Annotated in this window: 24 protein-coding genes and 1 pseudogene; 14 read left to right on the top strand and 11 right to left on the bottom strand. The window is 59.5% G+C overall.

Features of this window, described 5'->3' with window-relative positions:
- Positions 1-8 precede the first annotated feature (8 nt).
- The 7 genes from BJ917_RS27125 (at position 9) to BJ917_RS27155 (ending at position 6673) form a co-directional block, all read left to right on the top strand.
- Positions 9-1676, top strand: a complete 1668-nt coding sequence (locus BJ917_RS27125) for an AMP-binding protein (protein WP_096509507.1) — start codon at positions 9-11, stop codon at positions 1674-1676.
- 31 nt (positions 1677-1707) lie between these two features.
- On the top strand, positions 1708-2151 hold the full coding sequence (locus tag BJ917_RS27130) for a hotdog fold thioesterase (protein ID WP_121105510.1): 444 nt from the start codon (positions 1708-1710) through the stop codon (positions 2149-2151).
- 219 nt (positions 2152-2370) lie between these two features.
- Positions 2371-3174 carry an alpha/beta fold hydrolase gene (locus BJ917_RS27135; protein WP_096509509.1) on the top strand — a complete coding sequence of 268 codons (804 nt, stop codon included), beginning with the start codon at positions 2371-2373 and terminating at the stop codon, positions 3172-3174.
- Complete coding sequence (locus BJ917_RS27140) at positions 3171-4025, top strand: alpha/beta hydrolase (RefSeq protein ID WP_121105512.1); 855 nt, start codon at positions 3171-3173, stop codon at positions 4023-4025. The genes BJ917_RS27135 and BJ917_RS27140 overlap by 4 nt, the downstream gene beginning before the upstream one ends.
- Before the next feature lie 50 nt (positions 4026-4075).
- Positions 4076-4735, top strand: a complete 660-nt coding sequence (locus tag BJ917_RS27145) for a glutathione S-transferase family protein (RefSeq protein WP_121105514.1) — start codon at positions 4076-4078, stop codon at positions 4733-4735.
- A gap of 8 nt (positions 4736-4743) precedes the next feature.
- Positions 4744-5550, top strand: a complete 807-nt coding sequence (locus tag BJ917_RS27150; RefSeq protein WP_096509512.1) for a DUF4892 domain-containing protein — start codon at positions 4744-4746, stop codon at positions 5548-5550.
- 70 nt (positions 5551-5620) lie between these two features.
- A complete protein-coding gene (locus BJ917_RS27155) occupies positions 5621-6673 on the top strand; it encodes an AI-2E family transporter (protein WP_121105516.1) in 1053 nt (350 codons plus the stop codon).
- A gap of 134 nt (positions 6674-6807) precedes the next feature.
- Here the strand turns inward: BJ917_RS27155 and BJ917_RS27160 are convergent, their stop codons facing one another.
- Positions 6808-8130, bottom strand: coding sequence for a putative porin (locus BJ917_RS27160; protein ID WP_096509514.1), 1323 nt, complete (start codon positions 8128-8130; stop codon positions 6808-6810).
- Between the two features lie 282 nt (positions 8131-8412).
- Here BJ917_RS27160 and BJ917_RS27165 point away from each other — a divergent pair, with 282 nt between their 5' ends.
- Positions 8413-9537 (top strand): GNAT family N-acetyltransferase, encoded by a 1125-nt coding sequence (locus tag BJ917_RS27165; protein ID WP_096515222.1) that lies wholly within the window; start codon positions 8413-8415, stop codon positions 9535-9537.
- Between the two features lie 122 nt (positions 9538-9659).
- On the opposite strand, the gene BJ917_RS27170 is transcribed toward BJ917_RS27165, so the two are convergent.
- The 4 genes and pseudogenes from BJ917_RS27170 to BJ917_RS27185 form a co-directional block, all read right to left on the bottom strand.
- Positions 9660-11492: an ABC transporter ATP-binding protein gene (locus tag BJ917_RS27170; protein WP_096509515.1), complete on the bottom strand. Its 1833-nt coding sequence runs from the start codon at positions 11490-11492 to the stop codon at positions 9660-9662.
- 93 nt (positions 11493-11585) lie between these two features.
- A complete protein-coding gene (locus tag BJ917_RS27175; protein WP_096509516.1) occupies positions 11586-12143 on the bottom strand; it encodes a peptidylprolyl isomerase in 558 nt (185 codons plus the stop codon).
- 3 nt (positions 12144-12146) lie between these two features.
- A pseudogene (locus BJ917_RS27180) lies at positions 12147-12952 on the bottom strand (alpha/beta fold hydrolase).
- 14 nt (positions 12953-12966) lie between these two features.
- Entirely contained in the window at positions 12967-13890 is a 924-nt protein-coding gene (locus tag BJ917_RS27185; RefSeq protein ID WP_121105518.1) for a LysR family transcriptional regulator, read from the bottom strand.
- A gap of 50 nt (positions 13891-13940) precedes the next feature.
- Here BJ917_RS27185 and BJ917_RS27190 point away from each other — a divergent pair, with 50 nt between their 5' ends.
- From BJ917_RS27190 to BJ917_RS27205, 4 genes are all read left to right on the top strand, one after another.
- Entirely contained in the window at positions 13941-14270 is a 330-nt protein-coding gene (locus BJ917_RS27190) for a 3-phosphoglycerate kinase (RefSeq protein ID WP_096509519.1), read from the top strand.
- 150 nt (positions 14271-14420) lie between these two features.
- Positions 14421-15020, top strand: a complete 600-nt coding sequence (locus BJ917_RS27195) for an FMN-dependent NADH-azoreductase (protein WP_096509520.1) — start codon at positions 14421-14423, stop codon at positions 15018-15020.
- Positions 15021-15368: 348 nt separating this feature from the next.
- A complete protein-coding gene (locus BJ917_RS27200; RefSeq protein ID WP_096509521.1) occupies positions 15369-16235 on the top strand; it encodes a carboxylate/amino acid/amine transporter in 867 nt (288 codons plus the stop codon).
- Positions 16236-16316: 81 nt separating this feature from the next.
- Positions 16317-17792, top strand: a complete 1476-nt coding sequence (locus tag BJ917_RS27205) for a S41 family peptidase (RefSeq protein ID WP_121105519.1) — start codon at positions 16317-16319, stop codon at positions 17790-17792.
- Positions 17793-17833: 41 nt separating this feature from the next.
- On the opposite strand, the gene BJ917_RS27210 is transcribed toward BJ917_RS27205, so the two are convergent.
- Positions 17834-19132, bottom strand: a complete 1299-nt coding sequence (locus tag BJ917_RS27210) for a mechanosensitive ion channel family protein (RefSeq protein ID WP_121105521.1) — start codon at positions 19130-19132, stop codon at positions 17834-17836.
- 191 nt (positions 19133-19323) lie between these two features.
- On the opposite strand from BJ917_RS27210, the gene BJ917_RS27215 reads away from it, so the two are divergent.
- Both BJ917_RS27215 and arfB read left to right on the top strand, forming a co-directional pair.
- Positions 19324-20670, top strand: coding sequence for a DEAD/DEAH box helicase (locus BJ917_RS27215; RefSeq protein ID WP_096509524.1), 1347 nt, complete (start codon positions 19324-19326; stop codon positions 20668-20670).
- An 87-nt stretch (positions 20671-20757) separates the two neighbouring features.
- On the top strand, positions 20758-21171 hold the full coding sequence (gene arfB / locus BJ917_RS27220; RefSeq protein WP_096509525.1) for an alternative ribosome rescue aminoacyl-tRNA hydrolase ArfB: 414 nt from the start codon (positions 20758-20760) through the stop codon (positions 21169-21171).
- Here arfB and BJ917_RS27225 read toward each other — a convergent pair.
- The 5 genes from BJ917_RS27225 to BJ917_RS27240 form a co-directional block, all read right to left on the bottom strand.
- A complete protein-coding gene (locus BJ917_RS27225) occupies positions 21168-22361 on the bottom strand; it encodes an MFS transporter (protein ID WP_121105523.1) in 1194 nt (397 codons plus the stop codon). The two genes, arfB and BJ917_RS27225, sit on opposite strands and share 4 nt — an antisense overlap.
- A 102-nt stretch (positions 22362-22463) precedes the next feature.
- Entirely contained in the window at positions 22464-22646 is a 183-nt protein-coding gene (locus BJ917_RS27230) for a hypothetical protein (protein ID WP_096509527.1), read from the bottom strand.
- A gap of 75 nt (positions 22647-22721) precedes the next feature.
- Positions 22722-22853 (bottom strand): hypothetical protein, encoded by a 132-nt coding sequence (locus tag BJ917_RS32435; RefSeq protein WP_256658579.1) that lies wholly within the window; start codon positions 22851-22853, stop codon positions 22722-22724.
- Positions 22854-23103: 250 nt separating this feature from the next.
- The gene (locus BJ917_RS27235; RefSeq protein ID WP_121105525.1) at positions 23104-24297 is read right to left on the bottom strand and encodes an amino acid aminotransferase; all 1194 of its coding nucleotides are present in this window, start codon (positions 24295-24297) and stop codon (positions 23104-23106) included.
- Complete coding sequence (locus BJ917_RS27240; protein WP_003222798.1) at positions 24297-24653, bottom strand: 4a-hydroxytetrahydrobiopterin dehydratase; 357 nt, start codon at positions 24651-24653, stop codon at positions 24297-24299. The genes BJ917_RS27235 and BJ917_RS27240 overlap by 1 nt, the downstream gene beginning before the upstream one ends.
- Positions 24654-24670 lie beyond the last annotated feature (17 nt).

Raw genomic sequence — 24670 nt, forward strand, 5'->3', positions numbered from 1 at the left:
CGAGTCGCATGTCTGCTGCTTTTCGTTTGCCGTTGGAGGTGTTCTACGAGCGGGAGGCGCGTCATCCGCGCCAGCGCTTTTTGGTCCAGCCTGTCGGTGACGGCCAGGTCGAGACTCTGACCTGGGCCGACGTCGGTTATCAGGCCCGCTGCGCGGCGCACTGGCTACGGGCGCGGGAATTGCCCCAAGGCAGTCACATCGCCCTGATCTCGAAAAACTGTGCGCACTGGATCATTGCCGACCTGGCGATCTGGATGGCCGGGCATGTTTCAGTGCCCTTGTACCCAAACCTGACGGCCGAGTCGGTGGCCCAGGTGCTGGAGCACTCCGAAGCGGCGCTGGCCTTTATCGGTAAGCTCGACGACTGGCCCGGCATGTCCCGTGGGGTCAACCCGGACCTTGTAACCATCAGCCTGCCGCTGCATCCGCCGGGGGACTTCGATTTCAGCTGGGCCGACCTGCAACACAGCTCGCCGATTCAGGACGACCCGAAACCCGGCGCCGATCAACTCGCGACCATCATTTATACCTCCGGCACCACGGGCATGCCCAAAGGGGTGATGCACAGCTTCGGCAATCTGGGATTCGCCACCACTCACGGCACGCAATTGTTCGGCTTGAATGAGTCGGATCGACTGCTTTCCTATCTGCCACTGTGTCACGTTGCCGAGCGGATGTTCGTCGAACTGGCGTCGATCTATACCGGGCAGACCGTATTCTTTGCCGAAAGCCTCGATACCTTCCTCACCGACCTGCGGCGCGCCCGGCCGACGGCGTTGTTCGGCGTACCGCGTATCTGGACCAAATTCCAGATGGGTGTTTACAGCAAGATCCCGGCAAAACGCCTCGACTTCCTGCTTGGCCTGCCGATCATCGGCAAGCGGGTCGGGCACAAGGTGCTCGCCGGGCTGGGCCTCGACGCCTTGCGCGTGGCGTTGTCGGGCGCCGCTCCCGTGCCGCAGACCTTGCTGCTGTGGTATCGCAAACTCGGGCTGGACGTGCTGGAGGTCTATGGCATGACGGAAAGCTGTGGCTACTCGCACATTTGTCTGCCCGGCCAGAACAAACCCGGCTGGATCGGCAAGCCCTGCCCGGAGGTCGAGGTTCGAATCGATGAGTCGGGCGAGGTGCTGGTGCGTAGCGGCGCCACCATGCTTGGGTATTTCAAGGAACCGCAGAAAACCGCCGATACCCTGACCGAGGACGGCTTCCTGCGCACTGGCGACAAAGGCGAGGAAGACGCCGAAGGCAACCTGCGCCTGACCGGACGGCTGAAGGAAATCTTCAAGACCAGCAAAGGCAAGTACGTGGCGCCGGCGCCCATCGAAAACCGCCTGGCGGTGCATTCCCGCATCGAGCAGGTGTGCGTGGTGGGCGATGGCTTGAGTGCGCCGCTGGGCTTGTGCGTGCTCTCGGCCGTGGGGCAGCAGGATGCAGGGGAAGCAGCCCGCGCCGGCTTGCGCTCCAGCCTGGAAAAGCTGCTGGAAGAGGTCAATGCGGTCCTCGATAAGCACGAGCGATTGCGGCGGCTGGTGGTGGTCAAGGACAGCTGGGCCGTGGAGAACGGCTTCCTCACGCCGACCCTGAAGATCAAGCGCAACGTGATCGAAGCCGCCTATGGCGCGCGCTTCGAAGAATGGAGCGAGCATAGCGAAGCGGTGCTGTGGCAGGATTGAGGCACGCATAGACCAACAAGGAAATTCAGCGATGAGCCTGTGGCGTACCACTCCCAACATCGAACAGTTGAACGCAATCCAGAAAAACACCATCGGCGAAGTGCTGGATATCCGCTTCGAAGCCTTCGATGATCAATCCCTGACCGCGAGCATGGTCATCGACCACCGCACCCACCAGCCTTACGGCTTGCTGCATGGCGGCGCTTCGGTGGTACTGGCGGAAACTGTCGGCTCCATGGCCAGCTACCTGTGCATCGACGCCAGCAAGTTTTACTGCGTGGGCCTGGAAATCAACGCCAACCACCTGCGTGGCTTGCGCAGCGGGCGGGTGACGGCAGTGGCCAGGCCGATTCACATCGGTCGCACGACCCATGTCTGGGATATCCGTTTGACCAGCGACGAGGGCAAGGCCAGTTGCGTGTCGAGGTTGACCATGGCGGTGGTGCCGTTGGGTGAAAATCCGCCTGCCCGTTGACCCGCACCTGTAGGAGCAAGCTTGCTCGCGATGGTCGTTAACGAAAACGCTGAGAGCCTGACACCCCGCGGCGTTCTTTAGTTCATCGCGAGCGAGCTCGCTCCTACAGGGGGCATCACCATGGCCGGACTGTCATCATTCCTGTCAGTTACGGTCATTGCTGTAGTACGCGGTCTTACGGACAATCAACGCCTGATCTCGCTCATGGATTTGCCGGTTATGTCGCAACAGATATTTTTCGCCCACGCCAATGGTTTTCCTTCGGGTACCTACGGCAAATTGTTCGCGGCGCTGGCGCCCGAGTATCAGGTGTCGCATCTGGAGCAGCATGCCCATGACCCGCGGTTCCCGGCGGATGACAACTGGTACAACCTGGTGGATGAGTTGATCCATCACGTGCAGCAACAGGCCGAGCCGGTCTGGGGCGTTGGCCATTCCTTCGGCGGTGTACTGCATCTGCACGCAGCGTTGCGTTGCCCCGAGTTGTATCGCGGCGTGGTCATGCTCGACTCGCCGGTACTGTCCCGTGCCGACCAATGGGTGATCCGCGCAGCCAAGCGATTCGGTTTCATCGACAAACTGACGCCCGCTGGCCGTACCCTGGGGCGACGCGAAGAGTTCGCCGATCTCGAAAGCGCCCGTCGTTATTTCGCCGGCAAAACCCTGTTTCGCGGTTTCGACCCGGAGTGTTTCGACGCCTATCTGCAATACGGTTTGCAGCAGGTCGGCGACAAGTTGCGCCTGCGTTTTGACCCGGCCACGGAAATCAGCATTTACCGTGGCGTGCCCCACACCAGCCCTGGCCGAACCGGGCAATTGAAAGTGCCACTGGCACTGGTTCGCGGCCGCAAGAGCCGGGTGGTGATGCGCTATCAAGCCAGTTCCGTTGGGCGCATGCCGCTGGGCGAAACCCTGACCATGCCCGGGGGCCACATGTTTCCCCTTGAACGGCCTCAGGACACTGCCGCGATGCTGAAAAACCTGTTCAGTCGCTGGGACGGTCGCCAGCAGGATTGCGCATGAGCAACGTCGTCGAAGAAATCCGCCTGAGCCTGCCGCACATCGAGTTGGCGGCACACCTGTTCGGCCCCGAAGACGGGTTGCCGGTGATTGCCCTGCACGGCTGGCTCGACAATGCCAATAGCTTCGCCCGGCTGGCGCCGAAGCTCAAAGGCCTGCGCATCATTGCCCTGGACATGGCCGGCCACGGTCACTCCGGGCATCGCCCGGCCGGTGCCGGCTATGCCATGTGGGACTATGCCCACGATGTGTTGCAAGTCGCCGAACAGCTGGGCTTGAAACGGTTTGCACTGATGGGGCATTCCATGGGGGCGATCGCTTCGCTGATCATTGCCGGGTCATTGCCGGAGCGTGTCACGCATCTGGCGTTGATCGACGGCGTCATTCCTCCTACCGACAAAGGCGAAAATGCTGCCGAGCGCATGGGCATGGCCCTGCAGGCGCAACTGGATCTGCGGGAGAAGAGCAAACCGGTCTACAGCACCCTCGAACGGGCCATCGAGGCACGCATGAAGGGATTGGTGGCGGTCAGCCGCGAAGCCGCCGAGTTGCTGGCCCGGCGTGGCTTGATGCCGGTGCCGGGCGGTTACACCTGGCGCACCGACAATCGCCTCACGCTGCCATCGCCACTGCGGCTGACCACCGAGCAGGCCATGGCCTTCGTCCAACGCGTCGCGTGCCCTGCAAAACTGGTGGTTGCCGCCGATGGCATGCTCGCCAAACATCCCGAATTGCTGGAGCGTCTACCCTTTAGCCGTGAACAGCTGCCAGGCGGCCATCATTTGCACCTGAATGACGAGCCCGGTGCCGATCTTGTCGCAGACTGTTTCAATCGGTTCTTCGCCATTCCTTGACTTGCACCGGGCAACTGTCGAGGCTGGGCGGGTTGAAATGGGAGACAACCATGATAGATCTGTACACCGCTGCGACCCCGAATGGCCACAAGGTCTCTATCGTGCTCGAGGAACTCGGCCTGCCTTACACTGTGCATGCCTTGAGTTTCGACAAGAAGGAACAGAAGTCCCCGGACTTCCTCAAGATCAACCCCAATGGCCGGATCCCGGCGATTGTCGATCGCGCCAACGGCGATTTCGCCGTGTTCGAATCCGGCGCCATCCTGATTTACCTCGCTGAAATGACTGGCAAATTATTGCCCGCCGACCCCAAGGGGCGCTCGGTCGCGTTGCAGTGGCTGATGTTCCAGATGGGCGGTATCGGCCCGATGCAGGGCCAGGCCAACGTGTTTTTCCGTTACTTTCCGGAAAAACTCCAGGGCGCCATCGATCGCTATCAGCATGAAACCCGACGCCTCTACGAAGTGCTCGATACGCGCCTGCAAACCGTCGAGTTTCTGGCCGGCGAGTACAGCATCGCCGACATTGCGACGTTCCCCTGGGTACGAGGCTACGAGTGGTCCGGTGTTCCGGTGGATGGACTGATGGCGTTGCAACGCTGGATGGCGACCCTGGAAGCGCGGCCAGCGGTGCAGCGTGGTTTGCTGATTCCTGAACGCACCGATGACGCCAGCGTCGTCAAGGGTGCCCAGGCCATGCTGATCCGATGAGTCTATCGATGCGTTCCCTCAATCTGCTGGTGCTGTGCAGTTTCAGTCCCCTGTTGTTTGCCGCTGATCTACCTGGCAGTCAGGACCTGCCGATCCTGCCCCGCATGGCCGATGCACAGATCATCGACTATCGCCCGGCGGCCGAACTTGAACGGATTTATCCGCTCGGTTCGATCCGCAAGATCAGCGGCCAGTTACGCTTCGATGGCCAGGTCAGTGCCCGTGGCAGCACCACGTCGGTAACCTATGAGTTGCCGCCGGAACATTCATCCATCGACGCCTTCACCGCTGCTCGCGAAGCGTTGCAGAAGCAGGACGCCCAGTTGCTGTTCTGGTGCCAGGCCCGTGATTGCGGCGAGAGCAGCCTGTGGGCCAACGAGGTGTTCGGCAACGCCAAACTCTACGGCTCGGACAACGAACAGGCGTACCTGCTGTTGCGCCTGGCGGCACCGAAAGACAACACACTGGTGGCGCTTTACAGCATCACCCGCGGCAATCGCAAAGCCTACCTGCACGTTGAGCAATTCGACGCTGCCGCACCGCTGGGTGTTCTGCTGCCGACCTCCGCGACCTTGCTGCGTGAACTCAAAAGCACGGGCGAACTCGATTTCCCCAACCTGACCCAGGCGCCTGATGACACCTGGTTGCGCCTGATCTCCCGAGGCCTGAATCTGGACACGACGCTACGGGTCAGTGTTTCCGGACCGAATGCCGAAGCCTGGCGTCAGGCGTTGATCGACCAGGGCGTGCGTGCGGCGCGGACGGAAACCGGTCGTGTCGAAGGCTCTGGCCTGCACATTGAACTGCTGCGATAAGCTTTATCAGGTGAACGCTTGTCGAAGCGTTCGCCTACTCTTTTGCTGACTGATTTATTCGAGATTTCCAATGATCAATAACGATCGGCTGTTGGTGCAGATCCTGCTCGTGGTGCTGTTCGGTGCGAGTTTCTGGGTGATGGCGCCGTTCTGGTCTGCGTTGTTCTGGGGCGCGGTGCTGGCGTTTGCCAGTTGGCCGTTGATGCGCCTGCTGACCCGTTGGCTCAATGGCCGCGAATCCCTGGCGGCAGCGCTGTTGACTGTGGGCTGGATGGTGTTGGTGGCGGCACCACTGGTGTGGCTGGGGTTCAACCTGGCGGATCATGTCCGCGATGCCGTGGCGTTCATCAAGGATGTGCAGGTCGATGGCCTGCCAGAGGCCCCGGTCTGGCTGGGCAGCGTTCCGTTGGTGGGCGGGCGTCTGGTGGGGATCTGGAACAGTGTCGATCAGCAGGGCGCGGCGATGATAGTGTCGCTCAAGCCCTATTTCGGGCAGGTCGGGAACTGGTTGCTGGCGCGCAGTGCGCAGATTGGCGGCGGTATTCTCGAACTGACCTTGAGCATTGTCTTCGTGTTCTTTTTCTACCGCGACGGGCCACGGCTGGCGGCGTTTGTTCATAGCTTGCTGGAGCGCCTGATCGGTCACCGTGCCGGTTATTACATCGAGTTGGTGGCGGGCACGGTGCAACGGGTGGTCAACGGAGTGATCGGCACGGCTGCGGCCCAGGCGGTGCTGGCGCTGATCGGATTCCTGATTGCCGGAGTGCCGGGGGCGCTGGTGCTCGGCATCGCCACGTTCCTGCTCAGCCTGATTCCCATGGGGCCACCACTGGTGTGGATTCCGGCCACGGCATGGCTGGTCTGGAAAGGGGAGTACGGGCTGGCGGTGTTCCTCGGCATTTGGGGCACATTCATCATCAGCGGCGTGGACAACGTCCTCAAGCCCTACCTGATCAGCCGCGGCGGGAATTTGCCGTTGGTGATCGTGCTGCTGGGGGTGTTTGGCGGGTTGATTGCATTCGGCTTCATCGGTCTGTTCATTGGTCCGACGTTGCTGGCGGTGGCGTACAGCTTGTTGACCGACTGGAGCAAGAGTCAGGCCCGGGTCGAAGACCGTCGCTGAGTCAGGAAGGATTACGCAGGGGAAGAAGAAAACAGACTCGCGTTGATCCGGCGGACGGATGATGGGGACCGTCAGACCAACGCCAGGCTGTAAAAGCGACTCGGGCTTCCTTGCCCGAGCCGTATAGCGGGAAATCAGAATTTCGCTTCGGCATCCAGTTGCAGGGTGTTGATGTCCGAATCTTTCTTGTTGATGTTGGCGTTGGTCTGGTCGGAGGTCGCCATGAAGTACGTGGCACCCAGGGCGAAGTTCTTGTCCAGCTCGTAGCTCACTTTCAGCTTGCTGCCGCGCGAACCGGTAAAGCCGTTGGCGAAGTCGGAGTCGGTGAAGGCGCCAACTACAGAGTTACGCTGTACGTCGCGGTAGTTGTAGTCCACTGCGAAACCGTAGAACTTGGTCTTGACGCCGGCCAGCCAGGCGGTGTCCTGATCGTTGCTGGCATCTTTGTTGTCGACGTACTGACCGTACAGCGACAGCGGTACTGGCAGGCCGCCGATGTCGAGCTGACCAAAACCTTCGTACAGCTTGAACTGTTCGTTCGGGCTGTTGCCGTTGATAGCCAACTGACCTGGGATGACGCCTGGGACCGGGGTGATGTTGTCGTCGTTGTCGTAGCTGTAGATGCTGCCACCCAAGGTGAACTTCAGGTTGTCGGTGAGGGCGAAGCGCGCACCCAACTGACCCGCATACAGACGCAGGTCGTGTTTGAACTGCACGCCCTCGCCGTCGACGTTGTCCTTGAGGGTGTAGTGACCGGCGCTACCGAACAGCTCGGTGCTGCCGCTCAGCGGGTACTTGTACGACAGCGACAGACCTTCCGGGCTGATGTCGCTATCCCAGATGACGTCGCCCATGCTCACCCATTGCTGTGGCATCTTGCCGCCAACCACGTGCAGGTTTTTGATGGCGTCTGGGTGGTAATCCACGTAACCCTGGTCCAGCCAGATCTGCTTCTTGTCGAAGTAGTTGTCCAGGCTCTGGTTGGTGGAGCGAGGGTCGTCGTTGTTGCCGGTGGCGATACGGATACCGGTATCGACTTGCGGGTTGATTTCGCTGTAGGCGCCCAGGCGGACACGAATGCGTTGGCGATCCTGGTCTTTGTTGTTGGGAACGCCATCGTTCTTGACGGTCTCCTGACGGAAACGCACGTCGCCCTTGAATTGGGTCTTGGCAGCCCAGGCCAGTTTCTGGTCGAAGGTGCTCAGCTCATTGGTTTTCTTCGCGGTTGCCGCGATCTGCTCATTGGTCTCTTGCTGAGCCTGGCGGGCGATTTGCTGGTCTTTTTGGTCCCTGGCCAGCTCGGCTTGCAGTTCGCTGTACTGCGCGTTGGTAATCGAGCCGTTAGCCTTAAGCATGTCGAGCAGTTTGGCGTCGACTGCGGCGCTGGCCGGAACACTCATGGCCAGCAGCAGGCCACCACACAGGGCCGCCGCAGTTTTCGTGGAAGCAAGACGCATATCAATCTCCGAAGATGAGAGTGGATGACTGAGCCATCCAGGGCACAACCGACCATTGATGGACGGAAAACAGTGACCGGGTATAACCCGGCGCTCTAAAAACAGGCGCCAGTATCGCGATGGTTTATGACAGAGCGGTGGCAATGTGATGGCATGTCGATGACGATACAAAGTCGTCCCGAACTATTGAGCTAGAGCGCTGTCGTCGATTTGATCGTGTGCAAAGGATGGCGATAGGCGATACTCGCGGGGCTTTCACACCACGAATAAGTGAGGATGGTGATGCCGTTGCAACGCCTGCAAAATCTGTCCGAAATCGACCCGCACACGTGGGACGCCCTGGTGCCCGAGACTCAGCCGTTTCTGTGTCACGCGTTCCTGAGCGCACTGGAAGACAGCGGCAGCGTGGGCCCTCATTCCGGCTGGCAGCCTGAACATTTGCTGCATGTCGAAGGCGATCGACTGATCGCGGCATTGCCCAGCTACCGTAAATGGCACTCCTACGGCGAGTACGTGTTTGACCACGCCTGGGCCGATGCCTGTGAGCGCGCCGGCATTGATTACTACCCCAAGCTCCTGACCGCCGTGCCGTTCAGCCCGGTCAGCGGTCCGCGTTTGCTGGCAGCGAGCGTGGAAGACGGTTTTGAATTATTGAAAAGCCTGCCGGGCTATCTGGAGATTGAACAACTCTCCAGCGCCCACATCAATTTCACCGACCCGTTCACCGATGCCGCATTGGCCGAACAACCGGGTTGGTTGCAACGCATCGGCTGTCAGTATCACTGGCACAATCGCGGCTATCGGGACTTCCAGGATTTCCTCGATGCCCTGAGTTCACGCAAACGCAAACAGATGCGCAAAGAGCGCGAGCAAGTGGCGGGGCAGGGGTTTGAGTTCGAATGGCTTGAAGGTCGGCAACTGACCCAGGTGCAGTGGGATTTTGTCTATGCCTGCTACGCCAATACCTACGCAGTGCGTCGGCAACGACCCTATCTGACACGAGCGTTTTTCAGCTTGCTGGCCGAGCGCATGCCGCAGTCGATACGCGTGGTATTGGCCAAACAGGGTGCTCGGCCGGTGGCGATGGCGTTCAGTCTGGTGGGGGGTGACAGTTTTTATGGCCGTTATTGGGGCTGCCTGGCGGAGTTCGATCGCCTGCACTTTGAAACCTGTTTCTACCAGGGCATGGACTACGCGATTGCCAACGGCTTCCAGCGCTTCGACGCCGGCGCCCAGGGTGAGCATAAGTTGATTCGCGGCTTCGAACCGGTGATCACCCATTCATGGCATTACCTGCGTCATCCAGGCTTGAAAGCCGCGGTCAAAGATTTCCTGCATCAGGAACGGGTGGGTGTGCTGGCCTATGCCGAGGATGCGCGGATGGCGTTGCCATATCGGCAGGGCTGAATTTCACACAAACCATTGTAGGAGCGAGCCTGCTCGCGAAGACGGAGTGTCAGACAGCAAGTTTGTCGACTGATACACCGCTTTCGCGAGCAGGCTCGCTCCCACAGGGTTATTGGTGATAGTTAATCGATCCCGACAAACCCACCCGTCTGGTGCTGCCACAACCGCGCATACAAACCGCCCAGGGCCAGCAGTTCGGCATGGTTGCCGGTTTCGGCGATCTTGCCGTTTTCCAATACCACCAGGCGGTCCATCCGGGCGATGGTCGAGAGCCGGTGGGCGATGGCAATCACGGTTTTGCCCTGCATCAGGGTTTCCAGGCTTTCCTGGATCGCCGCTTCGACTTCCGAATCCAGTGCCGAGGTGGCTTCGTCCATGATCAGGATCGGCGCGTCCTTGAGCAGCACACGGGCGATGGCGATCCGCTGACGCTGGCCGCCGGAGAGTTTCACCCCCCGCTCACCGACATGGGCATCGAAACCGATGCGGCCTTCGGCATCCGACAAGGTGGGAATGAAGCCATCGGCCCGCGCCTTGTGCACCGCCTCCCAGAGTTCGATATCGGTGGCGTCGGGTTTGCCGTAAAGCAGGTTGTCGCGGATCGAGCGATGCAGCAGGGACGTGTCCTGGGTGATCATGCCGATGCGTTCGCGCAGGCTTTCCTGGCTGACGTCGGCGATGTTCTGGCCATCGATGAGAATCTTCCCGCCTTCCACGTCGTAGAGGCGCAGCAGCAGGTTGACCAGTGTCGACTTGCCGGCGCCCGACGGACCGATCAGGCCGATCTTTTCACCGGGTTTGATCGTCAGGTTGAGCCCGCCGATGATCCCGCTCTGCTTGCCGTAGTGAAAGTCCACGTCCTCGAAGCGCACTTCGCCACGGGCCACGTTTAGCGGTTTGGCCTGGTCGCGGTCGGTCACGCTGACCGGTTGCGAAATACTCTGCAAACCGTCCTGGACCATGCCGATGTTTTCGAAGATGCCGGTGACCACCCACATGATCCACCCGGACATGTTGACGATACGAATCACCAGTCCGGTGGCCAGGGCAATCGCGCCCACGGTGATCAGTGACTGTGTCCACAGCCACAGGGCCAGCCCGGTGGTACAGACGATCAACAGGCCGTTCATGCTGGTGATGACCACGTCCATGCTGGTGACGACACGGCCGGCGAGTTGGGCTTTTTCGGTTTGTTCCTTGATCGCTTCGCGGGCGTATTGCTGCTCGAAATGGGTGTGGGCGAACAGCTTCAGGGTGGTGATGTTGGTGTAGCCATCGACGATCCGCCCCATGAGTTTGGAACGAGCATCGGAAGCGACCACCGAGCGATCCTTGACCCGGGGTACGAAGTAGTAGAGGGCGCTGATAAAGGTAACGATCCAGGTCAGCAACGGGATCATCAGGCGCCAGTCGGCTTCGGCGAACAGCACCAGCGAGCTGATGGCATAGATCAGCACGTGCCACAGCGCATCCACCGCTTGCACGGCCGAATCGCGCAGGGAGTTGCCGGTCTGCATGATGCGTTGAGCGATGCGCCCGGCGAAGTCGTTCTGGAAAAAATTCAGGCTCTGCTTGAGCACGTAACTGTGGTTTTGCCAGCGGATCAGGCTGGTCATGCTGGGGCTCAGGGTCTGGTGCACCAGCAAGTCATGCAGCCCGACGAACACCGGACGCAGGATCAGCGCCACCACCACCATCCAGGCCAGTTCAACGCCGTGTTCCTTGAAAAGGTTGGCGTTTGGGGTGCCCTGTGCCAGGTCGATGATGCGGCTCAGGTAGCTGAACAGCGCCACTTCGATCAGCGCGGCGAACAGGCCGACGATCAGCAGGGCCACGAAACTCGGCCAGACCTGCTTGAGGTAATAGGTATAGAAGGGCAGGACCCGGTCCGGGGGAGCGGCTGTCGGGGCATCGCGAAAGATGTCGATCAGTTTTTCAAAACGGCGATAAAGCATCGGTTTTCCACCCGCGAACGGGCACTCCTTTAAACGGTTTGAGCCTTGCCGGTTAAACCGGCAAAAGCTCGGACATCCTTGTCCAGCTTAGTCTTAGTCGATGCGTTTGGCCGACTTGATGAACACCGGGTCGGCCGGCACATCCTTCATGCCGCCACGCATGGTGGTGGGCGTATTGACGATGATGTCGACCACATCCATGCCTTTGACCACTTTGCCGAACACCGCGTAGCCGTCACCCTGATCGAGGAAATCGTTGTCCTTGACGTTGATGAAGAACTGGCTGGTGGCCGAATCCGGCACCGAGGTACGGGCCATGGACAAGGTGCCGCGAACGTTGGCCAGGCCGTTCTTGTGCTCGTTCTTGATCGGCGCCTTGGTGTCTTTTTGCTGCATTTGTTGGGTGAAGCCGCCGCCCTGGACCATGAAGCCCGGAATCACGCGGTGGAAAATCGTGTTGTTGTAGAAGCCGCTGTCCACGTAATCAAGAAAGTTCTTGGTACTGATCGGGGCCTTGACCGGGTCCAGTTCGATTTCGATTGGGCCATTGGTGGTTTCCAGCAGGACATGCGGCGCCGTGGCAGGCGTTGCCGCCATCAGGTTGGCGGCAAACAGAACGGAGCCGGCGGCGAGGGCGATTTTTTTCAGCATGGGTCAGTGATCCTGAGTGGGGTGGTATCGACTGCGGTGAGAAACTCGAGCAGTGTCTGGTTGAAGCGTTCGGGCTGGTCCAGCGGCGTGGCGTGACGGGAATCGGCGATCACCACCAGCCGCGCATCGGGCAGCAGTCTTGTGTAGTTTTCCTTCAGCGAGACCGGTGTGTAGTCACGGTCGGCGCTGACGATGAGGGTTGGACAGGACACCTTCGACAGTCGTTCCTGAACCCCCCAGCCAACGATTGCATCGAAGCTGGCGAGATAAGCATGTTTGTCGTTTTTTGCCCAGCGGTCGGCCATCTTTTGTCGCAAATCCGCCTGCTCGGGCTTGGGGAACAATTTGCCGCCCAGCGCCTCGCCAATGGTGCGCAGGCTGAGGACGCGCATGAGGCTCCAGCGTTTGAACCACTGCCAGTAATCATCGCGGCTGCGCAGTTTGACTTCGGGCGCGCTGTTGACGATGCACAGGCTCTTGAGCAATTGCGGCTGATCCACGGCCAGTTGAAAGCCGATCATGCCGCCCATGGACAAGCCCACGTAATGGGTCGGGCCGAGATTCAGATGCTCGATCAGTGCGACGAGATCGGCGCTGAACCCGGCGATGCTGTAGCGCTCGCGAGGTTTGTCGGAGCGACCGTGACCGCGTACATCGGGGACGATCACCCGGTAGCGCGTCGCCAGCGCGGGGATCTGTTTTTCCCAGTCCAGCGTGCTGGAACCCAGGCCGTGGACCAGCAGCAACGGCGTGCCGTGGCCATATTCCTCATAGTGCAGGTTACAACCTTCGTGTTCGAAATAGGCCATGGGTACACTCCGTGTCAGGCTTGTTCAGGGGCCGCGAAAGGTGCGTCCAGCGGCGCAGTGTCGAAAGTGCGCAGCAGTTCGATGAGGATCTGGGTTGCCGGCCCGAGCGGTTTGTCCTTGTTCGAATACAGGTAAAAACTCGGGTTGCGGCTCCCGCCCTGATCCAACGGTAGCAGCTTGAGCGTGCCTTCTCGAAGTTCGCGTTCAATCATGTGCCTGGGCAACCAGGCGAACCCCAAGCCACTGCTGACGAAGGTGGCGGCGGTGGCCAGGCTGCCGACGGTCCAGCGTTGTTCGGCGCCGAGCCAGCCGACATCTCGCGGTTGCTGGCGACCGGAGTCGCGGATCACCACCTGCATCTGGCTTTCCAGGTCCTGGAAATTCAGTTCACGGTTCAGGCGGTGCAGGGGATGTTCGGGGTGGGCGACCGCGACGAATTCGACGTCGCTCAATTCCGCGCCAAGATAGCCCGGAATGCTAAAGCCAGTGATGGCCAGATCGGCTACGCCTTCCAGTAATACTTCCTCGACGCCTGACAACACCTCTTCGCGCAGACGCACCCGGCAGCCGCGGCTTTGCGGCATGAACGCGGTCAGCGCGCGGACGAGGCGGGCGTTGGGGTACGCGGCGTCGACCACCAGGCGCACTTCGGCTTCCCAGCCTTGTTCCATGTGGTGGGCCAGGTCTTCCAGCTGGCTGGCCTGTTTCACCAGTTGCCGGGATCGGCGCAACAGCACGCCACCGGCTTCGGTGAGCACCGCTTTGCGCCCGTCGATGCGCAACAGCGGCACGCCGAGCTGGTCCTGCATGCGCGCCACGGTGTAACTGACTGACGATTGCGAGCGGTGCAGCGCTTCGGCGGCCTGGGCGAAACCACCGTGGTCGACCACGGCCTGAAGCGTTCGCCATTGATCAAGGGTCACGCGGGGCGCTTTCATGTGGAGCTCCTCTTGTCCTAAGCTGCGCAGTTCTTATTGGAGACTGCTGAATGAAAAAACTGTTTTTTTTTAAATCAGGCTTTGTGCTGCTGGCGATGTTGCCGCTGACTGCGTTTGCTTATCCGATCGATGTACAAAAAGAACTCAATGGCCTGAAGATCGACTACACCACTTACGCCTCCGATTACGATCTGGGTTCGATCACCGTGAACAACTATGGTGAGATCCCTGCCGAATGCGCGGTGGTGTTCCGCAATGGCCCCGAATCGCCAAAGACGCGCAGGGTCAATCTGGATGCCGGCAAAAGCGCCGACCTGTCAGCCAAGTTCAATCGCAAAATCATCAAGCTGTACATCAGCATGACCTGCAAGCCGAAATGACCTCCAGCGGAGCAGGCCAGCTGGCTATGCTCCGCTTATAAACGAATTTATTGATGGGTTATAGCAGTTATTTGCGCTTTTTCATCGATATGACTCTGTTTAACCTTCACTCCATCGACTTACAGCATTCTCAGATGGAGCCTACATCCCATGTCCCGCGTTCTGATCATCGAAAGCAGTGCCCGTCAGCAAGACTCGGTTTCCCGTCAACTGACCCAGACCTTCATCAACCAGTGGAAAGCCGCGCATCCTCAGGACCAGATCACCGTTCGTGACCTGGCCGTCAACCCGGTGCCGCACCTGGACATCAATCTGCTGGGTGGCTGGATGAAACCTGCCGATCAGCGCAGTGACATCGAACAACTGTCCCTGGAACGCTCCAACCAGTTGACCGACGAATTGCTGGCCGCCGACGTGCTGGTCATGGCCGCACCGATGTACAACTTCGCCATTCCGAGCACCCTCAAAGCCTGGCTCGATCATGTGCTGCGTGCCGGCGTGACCTTCAAGTACACCGAAACCGGTCCCCAGGGTTTGCTCAATGGCAAGCGCGCCTATGTGCTGACCGCTCGCGGCGGCATCCATGCCGGCGCGCCATCGGATCACCAGGAACCCTACCTGCGTCAGGTCATGGGCTTCATCGGCATCCACGACGTCACGTTCATTCACGCCGAAGGCATGAACCTGGGCGGTGGCTTCCAGGAAAAGGGCCTGAACCAGGCCAATGCCAAGCTTTCGCAGGTGGCCTGACCGGTTAATCGCCAGATAATCACTGGATGGTCTAGTGACCTGGCGCAACCCTTCAAGCCTGTACGCGCATCGAACCTCCCTTTGCACTTATTGCTCCTGAGTGCCCTGGCCCGATTGAACGCTTTAGCGAGATCGGGCTTTTTTTTGCCCGGGATTTACGGAGTATCCACTTCACCCCTGTGGGAGCGAGCCTGCTCGCGAATGCGGTGGGTCAGGCAACAATGATGTCAACTGACACTCCCTCTTCGCGAGCAGGCTCGCTCCCACAAGGGAATTTGTGTGTTGCCTGATGATTCGCAGTGAAAGACAAAAACCGCTATCGTCGCCGCCATTCGAAACGAGGCGAGCATGGGCTATCTACTTTTTGTCACGCTGATCCAGGCGTTTTCCTTCAGTCTGATCGGCGAATACCTTGCCGGTCATGTCGACAGTTACTTCGCGGTACTGGTGCGCGTGCTGCTGGCCGGGCTGGTGTTCATTCCACTGACGCGCTGGCGCTCGGTGGAACCGGCCTTCATGCGCGGCATGTTGCTGATCGGCGCGTTGCAGTTTGGTGTGACTTACGTTTGCCTGTACTTGAGTTTCCGTGTGTTGACGGTGCCGGAAGTGTTGTTGTTCACCATCCTCACGCCGTTGCACGTAACCCTGATCGAAGATGCGCTCAATCGCCGCTTCAATCCCTGGGCATTGATCGCTGCACTGGTGGCGGTCGCGGGCGCGGCGGTGATTCGATATGACCGGATCAACCCGGATTTCTTCATGGGCTTTCTGTTGCTGCAGCTGGCCAACTTCACCTATGCCGCCGGGCAGGTGCTCTACAAGCATCTGGTGGCGCGGCACCCGAGCGACCTGCCGCATTATCGGCGCTTCGGCTACTTCTATCTGGGCGCGCTGGCGGTGGCATTGCCGGCATTTCTGTTGTTCGGCAAACAGAACTTCCTGCCTGAAGCACCGCTGCAATGGGGCGTGCTGCTGTTCCTCGGCCTGGTCTCGACTGCCTTGGGGTTGTACTGGTGGAACAAAGGCGCGTGCCTGGTCAATGGCGGAACATTGGCAGTGATGAACAACCTGCATGTGCCGGTCGGATTGCTGATCAATCTGCTGATCTGGAATCAGCATGAAGAACTGGGACGGTTGCTCCTTGGCGGTGGTGTGATTCTGCTGGCGGTGTGGATCAGTCGTTTGGGCATCCGGCGCGTAGCCAAATTCGTGTAGGCGCTGCCGCAGGGTGCGGCAGTTGGACCCGCAAGCAGGCTGGTAAGCCATGGACAGCGGAAGAACCAAGGGAATGGCAGCATGAAATATGCGTGCAAAACAATGGCTGTGGGTGTCTGCCTGTGGGCTGGCTTGATGGTGTCAATTCCAGAAGCTGTGTTGGCTGAACAAGCGGGTACAAAAGATTGGAAGCAATCAACGATCAATGACCTTCTGGTCATGCGGCAACTGGTCGTCACTGCTCATCCTGGCGTCTTGGACAGTAATAACCAGGCGTTTACAGACTGGGTTGAACAGGGCTTTGTGGAAGCGAGTGAGCTGTCCAAACGTGTCAATTCAAGGAAAGACTCCCAAGCCGTACTTGATTTTTACATTGCCGGCTTCAAGGACGGACACCTTGGCCTGAGTCAAAACAATTCAGGGAATTCTTCCTGGGCTGGCTTTCTTCTGGATATACAGGGGCAGAATTTCGTCGTAAAGCACGTCGCTAAAAATTGGCCTGTGCCGTTACCGCCGCTAGGTTCCAGGGTTATAGCCTGTGATAACAAACCAGTCCGCGAGATGCTGGAGAGCGATATATCGCCTTATGTTGATCGCAGACTGAACCTAACGTCGACCTGGATGCATTTGGCCAAACAGTTAACGGTCGATGATGCCAGTTACCCCGTGCTGGCGAGGGTCTTGTCAAAAAGTTGTCTGGTTGTTCACCCTAATGGAACAAGGCAACACTTTTCTCTGTTATGGCAAGAAGATCACGGGCAGTTGGAAGCTTTACTGCGTCAGCCACAACCACCCCAAACCCTCCAGGATCTGGGAGGCGGGCGGTATTGGATACAGGCATCAAACTTCATGCCGTCAGCCGCCGAGAATGCTTCCCTCGATAAAATGCTCGAAGCCATCAAGCGTATCGATGATGCCAGGGTGGTGGTGCTTGATACACGAGGTAATCGCGGCGGTAACAGTTTGGTGGGGGCTGAAATACTGTCTGCTCTATTAGGCTCGCAGCGGGTAAAAAGCCTGGATGAGTCTTCTCATGCGTATGCGATGTGGCGTGTTTCGCCTTTTGCGCTCTCAACGCTCAATAAAGCGCTCACTGCCATGGAAAGCGACTATGGGAAAAACAGTGAGCCGTATAGGTTTGTTTTCGGTTTAACCCGATCGATGGAATCTGCCCTTCACCAGAAAAAAGACTGGTTGCGACAGCCGGGCACTTCTTCGGTTGATCAAGAGGGCGCGAGAGGCGCCAATGACCAGGGTTTCAACGGTCAGCTTGCACTGGTGACTGACTCATTTTGCGCAAGTGCCTGTCTCGATTTTGCGGACGTCGTGCTTGCTGTTCCGGGGGTTATTCATTTTGGTTTACCCACGAGCGCCGATACGCTTTATATCGATATTGGCGCTCAAACGTTGCCGAGTGGCGCCCGGTTCTGGCTACCGTTAAAGGTATGGAGAGGCCGAACGCGAGGCAATAATCAAAGTTATGATCCCCGGTTCATTTTTGACGGGGATATAAACGATACAGCCGCCGTTCAACAGTGGGTGCTCGATAAATTATGACCGCAACGGCGCCATTGATGATGCGCGCCGCAAGACGGGTGCTACATGATGTGTTTTTCCGGCTCGGGAATATGGCTGGCACCCAGCACTGCCGGCAACAAGCCGGCGCGTAAATCCGTGCCGCTGGGCTGCTGATAGAGGCTTAACCCGAACTCTGGCAGCACCGCCAGCAGGTAGTCGAAAATATCCCCCTGGATTCGCTCGTAATCGGCCCATGCCGTGGTGCGGGTGAAACAGTAGATTTCCAGCGGAATGCCCTGGGCTGTGGTCTGCATCTGCCGAACCATGCAGGTCATGTTCGGCTGGACCTCCGGGTGACTCTTCAGGTACGCCAGGGCATAGGCGCGAAATGTCCCGATGTTGGTCATGCGCCGACGGTTGGCCGACATGGCTGCGACGTTGCCCTGGGCTTCATTCCAGGCCTTGAGTTCAGCCTGTTTGCGGCTGATGTAGTCCGTCAGCAAATGCACCTGGGACAGTTTCTGCTCTTCGTCATCGCGGATGAATCGCACACCGCTGGCGTCGATGAACAGGCTGCGCTTGATCCGTCGACCACCGGATTGCTGCATGCCACGCCAGTTCTTGAACGACTCGGACATCAGGCGCCAGGTCGGGATGGAAACGATGGTCTTGTCGAAGTTCTGCACCTTCACCGTGTGCAGGGTGATGTCCACCACATCGCCATCGGCGCCGACCTGTGGCATTTCGATCCAGTCGCCGACCCGCAGCATGTCGTTGCTGGTCAATTGCACGCTGGCAACGAAGGACAGCAGGGTGTCCTTGTAGACCAATAGAATCACTGCCGACATGGCACCCAGACCCGACAGCAACAACAACGGCGAGCGGTCGATCAGGGTGGCGACGATGATGATTGCCCCGAACACATACAAGACCATCTTGGTCAGTTGCACGTAGCCTTTGATCGAGCGGGTGCGCGCGTGCTCAGTGCGGGCGTAGATGTCGAGCAAGGCACTGAGCAGCGCGCTCACCGCCAGCATCAGGAACAGGATGGTGAACGCCAGCGCCACGTTGCCGAGAAAGATCATCGCGGTTTTGCTCAGCTCCGGCACCAGGTGCAGGCCGAACTGGATCACCAGCGACGGCGTCATCTGTGCCAGGCGCTGGAACACCTTGTTGTGGCGAAAGTCGTTGATCCAGTGCAAGGCAGGCTGACGACCGAGCATTCGGCTGGCATGCAGAATCAGATAGCGTGCCACTCGTCCGAGCACCAGGGCGATCACCAAAAGCACGACCAATACCAGGCTGGCATGCAGGAGCGGGTGCTGATCGAGGGCACCCCAAAGGTCTTGGGCGTTGAGCCAGAGCTGTTTGATATCCATGGGAGAAACGATTCTTCTGTAAGGCGCGACGGGCGATTAGAGCATTTAAGACGCTTTGTATTACGTTCCGGGACAAATCAGGCAACAAAAAAGCCACTGTTTGCTGTCGATTGCATAAAGAAACTCGGCCTACGCGCTCGAAACCGTTACCCTATGCAGCTGATTTTTTGTATTTCTTCGAGGTAGCACCCGTGTTTTCCGAATTCGCCCTGCACGAACGCCTGCTCAAAGCCGTGGCCGAACTGAAATTTGTCGAGCCAACGCCTGTGCAAGCAGCGGCTATTCCGCTGGCGCTCCAGGGACGTGACCTGCGGGTGACAGCGCAAACCGGCAGCGGCAAAACCGCCGCCTTCGTTTTGCCGATCCTCAACCGCCTGATCGGCCCGGCCAAAATCCGCGTCAGCATCAAGACCCTGATCCTGCTGCCAACCCGCGAACTGGCCCAGCAGACCTTGAAAGAAGTTGAGCGCTTCTCGCAGTTCACCTTCATCAAGTCCGGCCTGATTACCGGCGGTGAAGACTTCAAGGTCCAGGCCGCCATGCTGCGCAAGGTGCCGGACATCCTGATCGGTACGCCGGGCCGGATGATCGAGCAACTGAACGCCGGCAACCTTGACCTCAAGGAAGTCGAAGTGCTGGTGCTCGACGAAGCCGACCGCATGCTCGACATGGGCTTCGCCGAAGACGTGCAGCGTCTGGTGGACGAGTGCACCAATCGTCAGCAGACCATGCTGTTTTCCGCCACCACCGGTGGTTCGGGCCTGCGCGAGATGGTCGCCAAGGTATTGAACAACCCCGAGCACCTGCAGCTCAACGCGGTCAGCCAGCTGAACGAAACCACCCGTCAGCAAATCATCACCGCCGACCACAACCAGCACAAAGAACAGATCGTCAACTGGTTGCTGGCCAACGAGACCTATCAGAAGGCCATCGTCTTCACCAACACCCGGGCCATGGCTGACCGTATCTACGGGCGCCTGGTGGCACAGGAATACAAGGCATTCGTGCTGCACGGCGACAAGGACCAGAAAGATCGCAAACTGGCGATCGACCGTCTGAAGCAGGGCGGGGTGAAGATCCTCGTGGCGACCGACGTTGCGGCTCGCGGCCTGGACGTCGATGGCCTGGACCTGGTGATCAACTTCGACATGCCACGCAGCGGTGACGAATACGTCCACCGTATCGGTCGTACCGGCCGCGCCGGCAACGATGGCCTGGCGATCTCGCTGATCTGCCACGGCGACTGGAACCTGATGTCGAGCATCGAGCGCTACCTCAAGCAAAGCTTCGAGCGCCGCACCATCAAGGAAGTCAAAGGCACCTACGGCGGACCGAAGAAGGTCAAGGCCTCGGGCAAGGCTGTCGGTGTGAAGAAGAAAAAGACCGACGCCAAGGGCGACAAGAAAAAAGTCGCCGCCAAGACACCGACCAAGCGCAAGAGCGCCAACCGTCCGAAGGCCGAAGCGCCGTCGCTGGTCAGCAAGGACGGCATGGCCCCGCTCAAGCGCCGCAAGCCGCAAGAGCCGGCTGCTGAATAAGCACCCTGGCTAAACAAAAAATGCCCGTATCGCCAGATACGGGCATTTTTGTTTAGATGACGCATAGACCTGAGGTAGTGATTTGCCATGCTGGTGATTTCCAACAACGTGCAGTTGCCGGATGCCGAGATCGAGTTGACGGCCATCCGCGCCCAGGGCGCCGGTGGGCAGAACGTCAACAAGGTCTCCAGCGCCGTGCACCTGCGCTTCGATATCCCGGCCTCGTCCTTGCCCGAGTTCTACAAGGAGCGGCTGCTGGCGTTGCGCGACAGTCGCATCACCAGCGAAGGGGTGTTGATCATCAAGGCCCAGCAATATCGTACCCAGGAGCAGAACCGCGCCGATGCGCTGGAGCGTCTGGTCGAGTTGATACTCAGTGCCACCAAGGTCGAAAAGAAGCGCCGCCCGACCAAGCCGACCCTCGGTTCGAAGACCCGTCGGCTCGAATCCAAGAGCAAACGCGGCAACATCAAGGCCGGGCGCGGCAAGGTTGATTTCTAGCCGCGGGCTTCGCGATGCTTCGGCGCCTGCCGGTACAGGTAAATGCAGAGCATCAGGCTGCTGATCGCGGCCAGCGCGGCGAACAGGAAGATCGACGCAAAACCGAACCCCGCCGCCACCGCGCCGGCCAATGGCCCGGTGATCCCCAACGACAAATCAATGAACAGTGAATAAGCGCCGACGGCCGCACCACGACTCGACGCGGGCACCAGATTGACCGCTTCCACCCCCAGCGCCGGAAACACCAGGGAGAAGCCAAAGCCGCTCAACGCCGCGCCCGCCAGTGCCCAGTGGGCATCGGGTGCCAGCCACAGCAGCAACAGGCCCAGGGTTTCCACCGACAGGCAGGCAATCGCCACGCGAAAGCCTCCCAGGCGATTGATCAGGTTGCCAAACAACAGCCGCGCGCCGATGAAGCTGGCGCCGAACAGGCTCAGGCACAACACCGCGTTATCCCAGTGCCGGGTGGCGTAATACAGGGTGATGAACGTGGCGATGGTGCCGAAACCGATGGAGCCCAACGCCAGGCCGCAACCGTGGGGCAGCACCCGCCCAAGCACGTGCATGAACGGCAAGCGTTCACCGACCACGATGGGCGCGGCGGTTTTTGGCCAGGCCAGCAGCAGCCCGAGCATGGCCAGCAGCACAATGCTCACGCCCATGCTCCACAAGCCCAGTTGACCGACCAGCCATACGCCCAGCGGAGCGCCGACCGCCAGTGCGCCGTAGCTGGCGATGCCGTTCCAGGAGATGACCTTGGCGGTGTTCGCCGGACCGACCCGGCCGATGCCCCAGCCAATGGAGCCGGAACCCACCAGGCTTTCCGCGCTGCCGAGCACCAGGCGGCCGAGCAGCAGGCTGAGCAGGCTCAGCATGGGAAGGTTGTGGGTCCATGCCGAAATCAGCATGAACACGCCGCTCAAACCGCAACCGGCCAGGCCATACATCACTGCCAGTTTGCTGCCCTTGTTATCGATGATCTTCCCGGCGTAGGGACGGCTGAGCAGGGTGGCGAGGTATTGCACGCTGATCACCAGCCCCGCAATCACCGCGCCGAAGCCCAGGTCGCTGTGGACGTAGCCGGGCAATACCGCCAGGGGAATGCCGATATTCAGGTAGCCGATAAAGGTGAACAGGACGATGGAGACAACTTGCAGCGTGACCGCCAGGGGGCGCTGGTTTTCTGACATGGGGAGAAGTCCACGGGAAAGCAGGATTAGATAGGCTGCTTATGATAACGGTGCAAACGTTCGTGGAGGGTAAAAAGTAAAACTATTTGCCTGACGGATCCGTCAGGGCTTGGCGGGCGCTACCAGTTGCGTGGTGACCAGGGCGGCGAGCGCATTTTCTTCGCTGCCGAAGCGGGCGAGTAACGCAGCTTGTTTTTCGGGAGAGAGGCGGTTCCAGATCTCGATCATTTTCTCGGCGGTGCCGATCAGAACGCTGGCTTGCTCTTCGCTGAATTCATCGGTCATGGGGGAGGGCTCACGGTTCAGGCAGTGTGGAAAGCGCATGTTAGCGCTTTCCACACGGTCTGTACGGCGGGTGTTTCAGTCTTCGCTGTCAGCCTGGCGGCTGTCAGTGGCTTCTTTCGGCTGGGGCTTTTGGGCACCGGCTTGTTGCGTGGTTGTCTGCTCAGGTACGTGCAGGCTTGGGAAGGGGAGATTAGGAATCTCGTGCATAGTCGCGCTCCTCGCTAAGTCTGTTGACAGATCTGGTAGATCCGCGCTTTTAGAAAGCTTGCTAAGGATACAGCACGGGAAATGACAAATAGACTTTTATATCCATTTGTTTCGACGGATGGGCTTGTATAGACAGGTCGAAATAACTGTAGGAGCGAGCTTGCTCGCGAAAAACGTCAACGATAACGCAGGGTGTTTGACACCCCGCGGTGTTCTGGCGTCCATCGCGAGCAGGCTCGCTCCTACAGGGTTATATGCAGACCTTGGCGATCGCCTCCGCCAGCAGATCCAGACGCGTGGCATCAATCCCGGCCACGTTCGCCCGGCCTGTGCCGACCATGTACACACTGTGGTGATCGCGCAGTTGCTTGACCTGATCCGGCGTCAATCCGGTGTAGGAAAACATTCCGCGCTGCACGCCGATGTGTGCAAAGCGTTCGCGCAACCCATGGGGTTCAAGCGCTTCCAGCAGACCGCTGCGTAGCTGGGCAATCCGCAAGCGCATGGTTTCCACTTCGTCGGTCCACAGCTGTTTCAGCTGCGGATCGCCAAGAATGGTCGCCACCACGGCAGCGCCATGGTCCGGCGGCGTCGACCACAGGTTGCGGGCGATGTTGGCCAGCTGACTGCGAATGTCCACCAGTTTGTCCGCGTTTTTTGCACAGACAATCAAGGCACCGGTGCGATCGCGGTACAGGCCGAAGTTCTTCGAGCAGGAACTGGTGATCAACACCTCCGGCAACTCGGCGGCAAACAGCCGGGTCGACCAGGCGTCCTGTTCCAGGCCATCGCCAAAGCCCTGGTAGGCGAAGTCGATCAGCGGCAACAGTTCGCGCCGACGCACGACGTCCAGCACCCGACGCCAATCGTCATGGGACAGATCGAACCCCGTCGGGTTATGGCAGCAGGCGTGCAGCAGCACCACATCGCCCTTGGGCGCCTGGTCGAGCACAGCCAGCATCGCCTCGACGTCGAGACGGTTGTCGCTGCCGACGTACGGGTAGTGACTGACCTTGACCCCGGCCGTGGCGAAAATGGTTTCGTGGATAGGCCAGGTTGGATTGCTCAACCACACGCCGCGGCCGGGCAGGCACTGGGCGATGAAGTCGGCGCTCAGGCGCAACGCACCGGTGCCGCCCGGCGTCTGGGTGGCGCCGGCACGTTTGTCGCGGATCAGCGTTGAGTCAGCGCCGAGCACCAATTCATTGATGACCTTGCCGAACGCGGGTTCGCCATGGCCGCCAATGTAGGTCTTGGTGCTTTGGCCATCCACCAGCCGCGCCTCGGCCAGCTTCACCGACTCAAGAATCGGCGTCAGGCCCTGGGCATCCTTGTAGACACCGACGCCAAGGTCGAACTTGCGCGGGTTCGGATCCTGCGCATAGGCCTCCATCAGGCCGAGGATCGGATCGCCGGGCACCCGGCCGATGGCGTCGAAGTGCATTACTTGCGTCCTTCTGCTGTCTTGGCCACTTCGTCAGTGCGTGCAGCCATGATGAAGTCGTTGCGGTGCAGGCCTTTGATCGAGTGGCTCCACCAGGTCACGGTGACTTTGCCCCACTCGGTCAGCAGGCCAGGGTGGTGACCTTCGGCTTCGGAGATTTCGCCGACAGCGTTGGTGAACGCCAGTGCGTGTTTGAAGTTTTTGAACAGGAAGACTTTTTCCAGTTGCATGATGCTGTCGCGTACTTCGATGTTCCAGTCCGGGATCTGCTTGATCAGGATCGGCAGTTCTTCGTCGCTGACTTGTGGGGCATCGGCGCGGCAGGCTTCGCAGTGGGCTTGGTTCAATGTGGACATGATGAATTCCTGAAATC

The sequence above is a fragment of the Pseudomonas sp. WPR_5_2 genome (genome assembly GCF_003634475.1).
Lineage (GTDB): Bacteria > Pseudomonadota > Gammaproteobacteria > Pseudomonadales > Pseudomonadaceae > Aquipseudomonas > Aquipseudomonas izuensis.